This is a genomic window from Brevundimonas sp., from assembly GCF_036677305.1.
In the GTDB taxonomy this organism is placed as follows: Bacteria; Pseudomonadota; Alphaproteobacteria; order Caulobacterales; family Caulobacteraceae; genus Brevundimonas.
Window position 1 is genome coordinate 1 of sequence record NZ_JAKFEB010000027.1, and the last position, 10,837, is coordinate 10,837.

Annotated in this window: 9 protein-coding genes; 2 read left to right on the plus strand and 7 right to left on the minus strand. The window is 68.7% G+C overall.

Annotation, left to right across the window (positions count from 1 at the left end; translation table 11 throughout):
- The 5 genes from V6M42_RS01705 to V6M42_RS01725 form a co-directional block, all read right to left on the minus strand.
- On the minus strand, positions 1 to 851 hold an 851-nt coding region (locus V6M42_RS01705; protein WP_442880907.1), incomplete at its 3' end, for a 2-oxoglutarate dehydrogenase E1 subunit family protein.
- A 168-nt stretch (positions 852 to 1,019) separates the two neighbouring features.
- A complete protein-coding gene (gene sucD, locus V6M42_RS01710) occupies positions 1,020 to 1,922 on the minus strand; it encodes a succinate--CoA ligase subunit alpha (RefSeq protein ID WP_332676713.1) in 903 nt (300 codons plus the stop codon).
- 53 nt (positions 1,923 to 1,975) lie between these two features.
- A complete protein-coding gene (gene sucC, locus V6M42_RS01715; protein WP_332659828.1) occupies positions 1,976 to 3,166 on the minus strand; it encodes an ADP-forming succinate--CoA ligase subunit beta in 1,191 nt (396 codons plus the stop codon).
- A gap of 81 nt (positions 3,167 to 3,247) precedes the next feature.
- Entirely contained in the window at positions 3,248 to 4,759 is a 1,512-nt protein-coding gene (locus V6M42_RS01720) for a spinster family MFS transporter (protein WP_332659830.1), read from the minus strand.
- Between the two features lie 136 nt (positions 4,760 to 4,895).
- Entirely contained in the window at positions 4,896 to 7,112 is a 2,217-nt protein-coding gene (locus V6M42_RS01725; RefSeq protein ID WP_332659832.1) for a TonB-dependent receptor, read from the minus strand.
- A gap of 176 nt (positions 7,113 to 7,288) precedes the next feature.
- Here V6M42_RS01725 and V6M42_RS01730 point away from each other — a divergent pair, with 176 nt between their 5' ends.
- The gene (locus V6M42_RS01730; protein ID WP_332659833.1) at positions 7,289 to 7,990 is read left to right on the plus strand and encodes a TetR/AcrR family transcriptional regulator; all 702 of its coding nucleotides are present in this window, start codon (positions 7,289 to 7,291) and stop codon (positions 7,988 to 7,990) included.
- A gap of 7 nt (positions 7,991 to 7,997) precedes the next feature.
- Entirely contained in the window at positions 7,998 to 8,777 is a 780-nt protein-coding gene (locus tag V6M42_RS01735) for a LytTR family DNA-binding domain-containing protein (RefSeq protein WP_332676715.1), read from the plus strand.
- Between the two features lie 49 nt (positions 8,778 to 8,826).
- On the opposite strand, the gene V6M42_RS01740 is transcribed toward V6M42_RS01735, so the two are convergent.
- Positions 8,827 to 10,287, minus strand: coding sequence for a carotenoid oxygenase family protein (locus V6M42_RS01740; protein WP_332676717.1), 1,461 nt, complete (start codon positions 10,285 to 10,287; stop codon positions 8,827 to 8,829).
- A 57-nt stretch (positions 10,288 to 10,344) separates the two neighbouring features.
- Positions 10,345 to 10,764 (minus strand): DUF2141 domain-containing protein, encoded by a 420-nt coding sequence (locus tag V6M42_RS01745; protein WP_332676719.1) that lies wholly within the window; start codon positions 10,762 to 10,764, stop codon positions 10,345 to 10,347.
- Between the last annotated feature and the right edge of the window lie 73 nt (positions 10,765 to 10,837).

Consider the following 10,837-nt stretch of genomic DNA (forward strand, 5'->3'; position numbering starts at 1 on the left):
CCGCCGCGCTTGATGATCTGCTCCAGCGCCGGGACCATGGCCTCGCCGCCGTCCAGACCGAACCGCTTGGTGCCGGGGAAGCGTTTGTGCAGGAAGCGTTCGAAGCCCTCGGCCTCGATCAGCTTGTTCAGGATGGCCAGCTTGCCTTCCCTGGTGAAGGCGTTCTGCTCGAACTTGTCCGGGCCTTCGAAGCGCGCCTGCAGCCAGGATTTCTCCTCCGGCTCGGCGATGTGCATGAACTGGATGCCGATGTTGCCGCAGTAGGTCCGGCGCAGGATGGCCAGCACCTCGCGGATGCTGCCGGTCTGCAGGCCCAGGACTCCGTCCAGATAGATGGGGCGGTCCAGGTCGGCCTCGGTGAAGCCGTAGAATTCGGGGGTCAGTTCGGGGTTGTGGGTCGCCTGTTCGATGCCCAGCGGATCCAGCGTCGCCTGCAGGTGACCGCGCACGCGATAGCTGCGGATCAGCATCAGGGCCCGGATCGAATCATGGGCGGCGGCGCGGACGGCCTCGGCCGAGACGGCGGGCGCGGCTGCGGCCGGAGCCGCCGCGGGCGCGGCGCCCGGCTTTTTCGGATCGGGTTTCGGCGCGGGCCAGCGGCCGTCGAAGACGGCGGAGGCCTCGGTGGGCTCCTCGACGACGGACCGGCCCCACGAGCCGGCGGCGCCCGAGGCGCGCACGCTGTCGGCGTTGTCCCGCAGCTGGTCGAAGAAGGCGCGCCACTCGGCCGACACGGACGCGGGATCGGCGGCCCATTTCCCGTGCAGGTCCTCGATGAACGAGGCGTTGGAGCCATACAGGAAGCTGGTCTCTGCAAAGACCTGGTTCAGCCGTCCGGCGTCGTCAGCCATCGTATCGTCACGTCCCTGGATGCGGTGCGCGCACGCCTGCGCGAACCGGCGCCGCTGATATAGGCGCTGTTTCCTGATCGGTCATGACCGAATGGGGGCGAAAGGGTCGAAATTCGCCCAATTCGGGTGAAATTCGTACGTTTGTTGTCCCGCTACCGGGACACCGGATCAGCCCTTCAGCACTTCCACCAGCGTCGTTCCGAGGCGTGCAGGCGACGGCGAGACGCGGATGCCCGCCGCCTCCATGGCCGCGATCTTGGACTCCGCATCGCCCTTGCCGCCCGAGACGACGGCCCCGGCGTGGCCCATGGTGCGGCCCTTGGGGGCGGTGCGTCCGGCGATGAAGCCGACCATCGGCTTGCTGCGGCCCTTCCTGGCCTCGTCGATCAGGAACTGGGCGGCGTCTTCCTCGGCCGCGCCGCCGATCTCGCCGATCATGACGATCGACCGGGTCTCGGGATCGGCGAGGAACAGCTCCAGCACGTCGATGAATTCGGTGCCCTTGACCGGGTCGCCGCCGATGCCGACGGCCGTCGTCTGGCCCAGGCCCTCGTTGGTGGTCTGGAACACCGCCTCATAGGTCAGGGTGCCCGAGCGCGAGACGATGCCGACATTGCCCTTCTTGAAGATGGAGCCCGGCATGATGCCGATCTTGCACTCTTCCGGGGTCAGGATGCCGGGGCAGTTCGGGCCCAGCAGGCGCGACTTCGAGCGGTCCAGCCGCGCCTTGACCCGCACCATGTCCAGCACCGGGATGCCTTCGGTGATGCAGGTGATGAAGGGCACCTCGGCCTCGATCGCCTCGATGATGGCGTCGGCGGCGCCCGCCGGCGGGACGTAGATCACCGAGGCCGTCGCGCCGGTGGCTTCCCGGGCTTCGGCGACCGAGGCGAAGATCGGCAGGCTTTCGCCCTCGGACCCGTGCCAGATCTCGCCGCCCTTCTTCGGGTGGACGCCGCCGACCATCTGGGTGCCGTAGTAGCGCAGCGCCTGTTCGGTGTGGAAGGTGCCGGTCTTGCCGGTCAGGCCCTGGACGATGACCTTGGTGTTCTTGTCGACGAGGATGGACATGGGTTTGCTCTGATTATTCTGTCAGCGGGACGGTCGGTGGCGGGCCGGATGGCTCAGCCGACCGCCGCGACGATCTTCTGGGCGGCGTCGTCGAGGTCGTCGGCCGCGGTGATGGCCAGACCCGATTCATTGAGAATGCGCTTGCCCTCGGCGACGTTGGTGCCTTCCAGACGGACGACCAGCGGCACCTTCAGCCCGACTTCCTTCACCGCCGCGACCACGCCCTCGGCGATGACGTCGCAGCGCATGATGCCGCCGAAGATGTTGACCAGGATGCCCTGCACGGCGGGGTCGGCGGTGATGATCTTGAAGGCCGCCGCGACCTTTTCCTTCGAAGCGCCGCCGCCGACGTCGCAGAAGTTGGCGGGCTCCTTGCCGTACAGCTTGATGATGTCCATCGTCGCCATGGCCAGGCCGGCGCCGTTGACCATGCAGCCGATGTTGCCGTCCAGGGCGACATAGGCGAGGTCCCATTCCGAAGCCTCGATCTCCTTGGCGTCTTCCTCGGTCTCGTCGCGCAGCGCCTTCATGTCCTCGTGGCGGAACAGGGCGTTGCCGTCGAAGCTGACCTTGGCGTCCAGAACCCGCAGGTGGCCGTCGGTCATGACGATCAGCGGATTGACCTCCAGCATCGACATGTCGGTCTCGACGAAGGCCTTGTAGAGGATCGGGAACAGGCTCTTGCCGTCCTCGGCCGCCGCGCCGGTCAGGCCGAAGGCGGTGTTGATCTCGGCCACATTGGCGGCGGTGACGCCGGCTTCGGGGTCGATGTCGATGGTCTGGATCTTCTCGGGCGTGTCATGGGCGACGGCCTCGATGTCCATGCCGCCCTCGGTCGAGACGACGAAGGAGACCCGGCCCGTGCCCCGGTCGACCAGCAGCGAGCAGTACAGTTCCCGGTCGATGTCGGCGCCGTCCTCGATATAGAGGCGGTTGACCTGTTTGCCGGCGTCGCCCGTCTGGGCGGTCACCAGGGTGTTGCCGAGCATTTCCCTGGCGTTGGCCACGACCTCCTCGATCGAGCGGGCCAGGCGCACGCCGCCCTTGGCGTCGGGCCCCAGTTCCTTGAACTTGCCCTTGCCGCGCCCGCCGGCGTGGATCTGCGACTTCACGACATAGAGCGGACCGGGCAGCTGGCGGGCCGCGGCTTCGGCCTGATCGGCCGAGGTGATCGCCACGCCCTCGGCGACCGGCGCGCCAAAGCCCTTCAGGACCTGCTTGGCCTGGTATTCGTGAATGTTCATGGGAGGAGCCGCCGCAACGCTGGGGAAGAGTTGCGGCGCTTATAGGGGCTGCGCCTTCGCAGGCGCAACCGTGTCGTCACCCTAGTCCACCCAGTCTTTCGTCAGGGTCCGCGAGGCGCCGATCAGCAGGGCCGACGCCAGCAGATAGAAGCCCATGCCGGTGTAGATGGCCCAGCGCAGGCTCTCGTCGCCGAAGCGCGGCGCCAGCAGATCGCTCATCCAGCCGAAATAGAAGAAGCCGACGGCGATGCCGAGCAGGTTGTTGATCAGCAGGAACAGGGCCGAGGCCGTGGTCCGCATGGGCGCGGGCACCAGATGCTGCACCGCCGCCGTGATCGGCCCCAGCCAGACCAGGTTCAGTCCCGTCGGGATCAGGAAGATGAGGAAGGCCATGGTCAGGGCCGCGGCGCTGTTGCCGCCGGCGCCGGGCATGACCTGTTCGATCAGCCAGCCCGAATTCATGGCCAGGATGAAACAGGGGGCCGAGATCAGGAAGGCGATGGCCGGGACCAGCGGATAGGCGCCCTTGGAGCGCTTGCCCAGCTTGTCGGCGACCATGCCGCCCAGCCAGATGCCGGCGATGCCGCCGACCAGGGCGATGCCGGAATAGTACCAGCTGACCTGGGTCAGGGTCAGGCCGAAGCTGCGCATGAAGAACAGGGGCAGCCAGCCCGCGACGCCGTAACCGCAGACCGACGAGGAGGCGGCGCCCAGCGCCAGCAGCCAGAAGCTCTTCTTCTTCATCACCACCGAGGCGGTGGACCGCGAGATGAAGACCGACAGGCCGATCACCGCCAGCAGGCCGGCGGCGAACATCCAGACGGTTCCGGGGCCGCTCAGGAAGGGGGCGATCCCCTTGGCCACGGCCCAGGCGGCGCAGAGGCCGGCGACGATGAACAGGGCGAGGGCGACATACAGGCCGACCTTGCGCGAGGCCGCCGGACCCGCAGCGGCCTCGGCGATCGCGGCGTGGGCGGCGGCGCTTTCCATGCCGCCCCGCTTCGGATCCTTGACCGTCAGGCGCAGCACCGGCGCCAGCAACAGACCGGCCAGCCCCACGACGATGAAGGCCGTCTGCCAGCCGAATTTTGCGGCCAGAAGTCCGCCGACCAGCGTGCCCGCGGCCGTGCCCAGCGGAATGCCGAAGGCGTAGGCGGCGAGGGCCCGCGCTCTCTGGTGGGGCGGGAAATAGTCGGCGACCAGCGAATACGACGGCGCCACGCCGCCCGCCTCGCCCACGCCCACGCCCATGCGGCACAGGAACAGCTGGCCGAACGAACCGGCCATGCCGCACAGGGCGGTGAAGCCGCTCCACACGGTCAGGGCCGCGGTCATGATCCAGACGCGGCTGAAGCGGTCGGCCAGCCAGGCGATGGGAATGGCCAGCGTCGAATAGACCGAGGCGAAGGCGATGCCGCCCAGCAGGCCGAACTGCTGGTCGCTGAGCTGGAAATGGGCCTTCAGGGGCGCGGCCAGGATGCCGATGATCTGCCGGTCAAGGAAGTTCAGCATGTAGACCAGGATCAGGATGGCCAGCACATAGTAGCGATAGCCGGGACGGATCGAGGTCTCGGCGGCGTCCGTGGTCGTCATGATCTTCCCCCGACGGTCTTCTTGTTGGCTGGAACGGTAGCGGCGCTTTCGGACAGCGCCAAAGAAAAAGGGCGGCGGCTCAGGAGAACCGCCGCCCGTGATCAGATGCGATCAGGCTTCAGGAGTCTTTGGCGGATCAGAACTTCACGCCCACCGAGAAGGTGTAGGTGCGCGGCGCGCCGTAGAAGGCGATGATCGAGTTGCCGGTGATGGCGCCCGGGAAGTTGTAGCCGCCCGTCTTGTAGCGCTCGTCGCTCAGGTTCTTGCCGTTCAGGGCCACCGTCCAGCGGTCGCTGGCCGAGGTCCAGACCGCGCTGGCGTCGTACATCCAGTAGGCTTCCTGATCCAGCAGCGGGGCCGGCGTCTCGAACTGCTGATAGGCGCCGCGATAGGCCGCCGACGGCGTGAAGTTCAGGTGCGACCCGTCGGAGAAGTTGTGGGTGTAGGTGGCGCTGATCGCCCCCGTCCACTCCGGCGTGTTCTGGAAGTCGCGCTGGTCCGAGACGTCGACGAAGCAGCCGACCAGGGCCGGGCAGCTCGAGTTCAGCGGGCCGGTCGGGATGTAGGCCAGGAATTCGTCGAACTGGGCGTCGATGTAGCTCAGCATGCCGTTCAGGACGAGGTTGTCCGTGACGCGGAACTGGCCTTCGAACTCCCAGCCGCGGATCGAGGACGAGCCGACGTTGTCGACCACCGAGGCCACGGTGGCGCCCGCCGGATACTGGGTCGTGATCTGCTGGTCTTCGTAGGCCGAGTCGAAGATGGCGGTCGCGAAGGTGAAGTTGTCGAACAGGCGGCCCTTGAGGCCGAGTTCGATCGTCTCGACCGTTTCCGGCTCATAGCCGTTGACGGTGTCGGGATAGAGCACCGCGTCGCCGCGCATGTCGAAACCGCCCGACTTGAAGCCGCGGCCCCAGGAGGCATAGGCGGTCATGTCCGGCGTCATCTCGTAGGTGACGCTGACACGCGGGGTGAATTCCTCGAACTCCTTGGTGTCCGTGTAGTTCGTGCGGGGCGCGCCCAGCGGGATGGCGGCCGCGTTGCCGAAGTGGGGGCTGCGGATGCCGAGGTACTGCTGGCGGAAGACGGTGCCGGTCTTCTCGTCGTGGGTGAAGCGGCCGCCGACCGACACGGACAGCTGGTCGGTGACGTCATAGGAGAAGTCGCCGAAGGCCGACCAGCTCTTGGTGCCGACGCTGCCCGAGGTCAGGGTGGTCAGGTTGGCCAGGCCGACGACGGTGTCGAAGGCGCCCGAAGCGGTGGCGTCGAGGAAGAACAGGCCGGCCACGCCGGACCAGCGGTCGCCTTCCATCAGCGCCTGGAACTCCTGGCTGAACTGATCGTCGTCATACTCGGCCGGAATGTCGAGGATCGGCGCGGCCAGGTTGTCGAAGTCGATGTTGCCGCGCGTGTAACCGTCACGATAGGCGGTCACCGACTTGAGGGTCAGCCAGTCGTTGGCCTGCCATTCGCCGGTCAGCGAGATGCCGCGCGACTCGACCTCGTTCTTGTCGCCGGCGCCGGCGAAGGTGTCGTATTCATCGGCCGGGATCGGGGCGAACTCGCGGTGGCCGTGGCGGGCGTTCGATCCGTCCTTCACGTAGTCGGCGGCGAGGCGGAAGAACAGGCTGTCGGCCGGGGTCCATTCGGCGCTGGCGCGGGCGGCCAGCACGTCCTTGTTGTAGTGTTCGGTCCCGGTGTTGTTGTTCGTGCCGAAGCCGTCACGCAGATAGCGGGCGACCGACGCCGAGACGCCGAAATTCTCGGTGACCGGACCGGAGACGCTGCCGATGACGTCGAACTGGTCGTAGCTGCCATAGGCGCCGCGCAGGGAAATCTCGGGCTCGTCGCCGATCCGCCGCGTCACGTATTTGATGGCGCCGCCGATGGTGTTGCGGCCGTACAGGGTGCCTTGCGGGCCGCGCAGCACTTCAATGCGTTCGACGTCGAAGATGTCGAGCACGGCGGCCTGCGGGCGGGCGACGTAGACGTCGTCGATGTACAGGCCCACGCCCGGGTCGAAGCCCCACAGCGGATCCTGCTGGCCGACGCCGCGGATGAAGGAGATCAGGGTCGAGTTCGAACCGCGCGCCGAGTTCAGCGTCAGGCTGGGCGTCGTGCGCGCCAGTTCGGTGATGTCGGCGGTGCCGCGATTTTCCAGCGCCTGGGCGCCGATGGCCGTGACCGCGACCGGCACGTCCTGCAGGACTTCGGCGCGGCGGCGGGCGGTGACGATGACGTCGTCGACCGAAGTCGCTCCGTCTTGCGGAACGGCGTCCTGCGCCATGGCGAAGGACGAAAGCGCGCTCCAGGCGGCGCCGGCCAGCAAGGCCGTCTTGACGTAGCGGTTCATGGGTACCCCAATCCTGTGATTTCCAGCGGAGACGCTTTTATTCAGCGTTCAATGATTTTCGCGGAACGTAACCGTTTTCCGGGGCCTGTCAAACGGCGCAGCTTCCCCCGCGTCAGCCGCCCTCCGACCTGTGGCGCCGTTGCACAGGCAGTCGAATGAGGCCTAGCTTCACCCTCATGACCAAGCTCGAAGCGCCGGCCGCCAAACGTGGACGACCCCCGAAGGCCAAGGCCGCCGGTTCGGCGGACACCCGCGACCTGATCCTGGACGCGTCCGAGGACCTGTTCTCCAAACACGGCTTCTATGGCGTGACCATCCGCGAGGTGGCGCGCGAGGCCGGCGTCGATACGGCGCTGGTCCACTACTATTTCGGGGCCAAGCGGGGGCTGTTCGACGCGGTGTTCCTGCGCCGCGCCGAGGTCTGGAACAACGAGCGGGTCGACGCCATCAACCGCTATGCGCGCGACGCGGGCGAGGGCGGGATGACGCTGGAGGGGCTGCTGGAAGCCTTCCTGCGACCGCCGTTCCAGTGGTCGCTGAAGGGCGGGCCCGGGTGGAAACACTATTCCGCCCTCGTGGCCCAGACCAACGCCAACCCGGCCTTCGGCGGCGAGACCATGGCCCGCTATTTCGACCCGGCGATCCGGCGGCTGATCGAGCTGGTCAAGGTGATCATGCCCGAGGCGCGCGAGGTGGACCTGTACTGGGCCTATCACAACCTGTCGGGGGCCCTGACCCTGACCCTCGGCGAGACCGGACGGCTGGACCGGCTGTCGGGCGGCCTGTGCCGGTCGGGGGATCTGGAGAGCGCCTGCGACTACATGGTCCGGTTCGCGGCGGCCGGGTTCCGGGCGGTGTGCCTGCCGGCGCCGGACTGAGCCCGACATGACCGCCGCCGGGACACGCTCCGACGTCGTACGCATCTCCATAGACCGCGGACTGCTGCGCGGGCTTGGCGTCGCCCTGGCGGCCGGCGTGCTGCTGGCCCTGACCGAGGCGTTCGGCATGGGCGGGACGTCGCTGATGTTCCGACTCGGGTACTGGCTGCCGATCATGCTGATCGGGGCCCTGTGGGGTCATCTGTGCTCCATGCTGGTCGAGCGCCATCTGGATCTGGACCGGCGGCCCCTGCTGGCCGTCGTGACCCTGACCGCCGTCATGTCCGGGCCCCTGGTGGTCATGGTCTGGGCCGTCACGGGCTGGTTCTTCGATGACGACCGGTCGGTGGTTCTGGCGCGGCTGCCGGACTTCATCGGACCTGTGCTGGTGGTGACGGGAACGCTGAGCGCGCTGAACGTCTTTCTGGGCCGGACGCCGGTCCAGACCCATGCGGCGGCGGCGGGGGCCAGGCCCGCGCGGTTCCTCGACCGGCTGCCGTTCAGGCTGAGGGGCTCGGCCATCCGGGCCGTCCAGTCCGAGGACCACTATCTGCGCATCCACACCGACCGGGGTTCGGACCTGATCCTGATGCGGCTGTCCGACGCCCTGACCGAGCTGGAGGGGCTGGAAGGCGCGCAGACGCACCGCAGCTGGTGGGTGGCGAAGGACGCCGTGCGCGGGGTGAGCCGGGGCGACGGCCGGGCCACCCTGACGCTGGAGGGCGGGATCGAGGCGCCCGTCAGCCGCCGCTACGCCAGGGCCCTGCGCGAGGCCGGCTGGTACTGAGCATCCTTTTTGGCCTACCGCGCTTCGCGCTGCTTGAGGCCGGTCAGATCTACCCCGCCCAGATGCCGTGGAAGCCCGCCGGCAGGGCCACGTCGGCGCGCCAGGTGGCGACAGGGCCGTCGGCGACGCGGGCGGCGTTGAAGGCGTGGAGCTCGGTGACCCCCTCGCGCAGGTTGATCGAGGGGGCGACCAGCCAGGCGTCGGTCTCGTCCGCGCCGCGGGGCGCGAAGACCGCCTCTTCCACGATCTGCGCGTCGCCGAAGGTGAAGGCGTCCGAGCGGCCGCTGTCCCAGTCCCAGGTCGCGATGCCTGAAGGCAGGGGCTGGTCGGGCCGTTCGCCGGCGGTGTGGACGGTCAGGCGGCGGCGCAGGCCGGCGCGGCGCGGATCGCTGCGGGGGAATTCGGCGATCACCCCGCTGGAGGCCAGTTCGGCGCGGCCGTCGGCGTGCAGGGTGACCAGCTTCAGGACCGCGGGCTCTCCCGCGACGACCCCGCGCTGCTCGACCAGCACCCGGGCCCCGTCGACGGCGAAGGCGACGTCCTTGCCGGCGGCGACGTCGAAGCGGATCGCGCCCGAGGCGTCCTCCCAGGCGTCGCCGAGGTGGAAATAGCTGAAGGCCGGCAGGTCGAAGAGGCGGCGGCGCGACAGGTCGGCCTTGTCGACGACCAGGATCTGCGTCCCCAGCTCGGGCTTCCAGGCGAACCGCGAGGCGAAGGGCATCCCCTGGCGCTCGAAGACCCACGGCTGCAGCACGATGATCAGATGCCGGGCCGAGGCGGTGAAGTCATGCATATAGCTGGCGCGGGGCAGGTCGATGACCTGGGCCGAGTTCAGGCTGCGGTCGGCGTTCAGCCGCCAGACGATGGCCTTGTCCCCGTTCAGGCCGATGTTCCACACGGTCCCGTCGGGGTCGTAGCGGGGGTGGGCCTGGAAGGGCATGCCCTTGAGGTCGTCGCGCAGGGTGACGAACCGTTTCGTCGACAGGTCCGCCGCCGACAGGGCCAGGGGCGAGCCGCCTTCCCACAGGGCCCAGACCTCGTCGCCGGCCAGCATGACGGCGGTGTTGGCGGCGTTGGCGGCGTCGTTGGAGCCGACCCGGGCGCGGGCGTCGCCGGCGGTGCCGAAGCCGGGGGTGACCACGGCGTCGAGCTCGCTCTCCCAGCGGCGCTTGGGCGTGTCGGCGAAGCGGGCGTCCAGCGTGACCTCGCCGTCGTTGATCCGGAAGGCCCGCATCATTCCGTCGCCGTCGAACCAGTGGGTGGCCGAGCCGCCCGGGCGGCGGAATTTGGCCGGGCCGTTGCGGAACAGGGTCCCGGTCAGGCCCGCCGGGGCGCGGCCGTGGACCAGGCGCATGGCGCGCGGCGCGATGTCGGCCTCGACGTCGGCCGTGGCCAGGGCCCAGGGGGCGGCGGCCTGCAGGGCGGCCATGGCGCGGACGGTCTCGGGCGTCACGACGGCGGCGGAGAGGGCGGCGGCGCCCATCAGGAAGGAACGGCGGGAGGCGATCATAACTTGTCTCTCTTCTTTGGGGCCTATCGCGCGTCGCGCTACTTGAGGCCCGGCTTCTCAGCGAATGCTGATCGTCTGGGCGGTTTCGCCCGAGACGGGGAAGCGGGCGGCGGCCCAGCGGGCGGGGCCCATGTTGCCGACGGCGTTGTTCGAGAAGGCGTAGGGCTCGACCGGCATGCCGAAGGGGTTTTTGTTCATCCGGCCGTCGCCGTCGATGTCGTGGAAGGCCTTCACCGCATAGTCGCCGGCGGGCAGGTTCCCGAACCGGGCGACGACGGGACCCGAGGCGGGAACCACGGCCTGGGCGACGGGCGGCCCGTCCTCATAGGCGGCCTCGGAATCATAGAGCACGACCATGACCGAGCCGGTCGAGGCGCCGGTCTCGAAGGTGATGACGACGCTGGACTCGCCATCCCGGGGGGCGACGGGGCCGGTCTGGGCGGTCAGGAGCAGCAGGGCGGCGGCGATCGAGAGCATGGGGCGGGTCCTTGAAAGGGGCCCGACGACCGGGCCGTTTCGATGGACCGACCCTGGGGCGGCTCCGGCGGCC

Bases quoted from the DNA above. Each gene is read 5' to 3' on its own strand.
- sucD (WP_332676713.1), bottom strand. From the start codon at position 1,922: ATGTCCATCCTCGTCGACAAGAACACCAAGGTCATCGTCCAGGGCCTG.
- sucC (WP_332659828.1), bottom strand. From the start codon at position 3,166: ATGAACATTCACGAATACCAGGCCAAGCAGGTCCTGAAGGGCTTTGGC.
- V6M42_RS01720 (WP_332659830.1), bottom strand. From the start codon at position 4,759: ATGACGACCACGGACGCCGCCGAGACCTCGATCCGTCCCGGCTATCGC.
- V6M42_RS01725 (WP_332659832.1), bottom strand. From the start codon at position 7,112: ATGAACCGCTACGTCAAGACGGCCTTGCTGGCCGGCGCCGCCTGGAGC.
- V6M42_RS01730 (WP_332659833.1), top strand. From the start codon at position 7,289: ATGACCAAGCTCGAAGCGCCGGCCGCCAAACGTGGACGACCCCCGAAG.
- V6M42_RS01735 (WP_332676715.1), top strand. From the start codon at position 7,998: ATGACCGCCGCCGGGACACGCTCCGACGTCGTACGCATCTCCATAGAC.
- V6M42_RS01740 (WP_332676717.1), bottom strand. From the start codon at position 10,287: ATGATCGCCTCCCGCCGTTCCTTCCTGATGGGCGCCGCCGCCCTCTCC.
- V6M42_RS01745 (WP_332676719.1), bottom strand. From the start codon at position 10,764: ATGCTCTCGATCGCCGCCGCCCTGCTGCTCCTGACCGCCCAGACCGGC.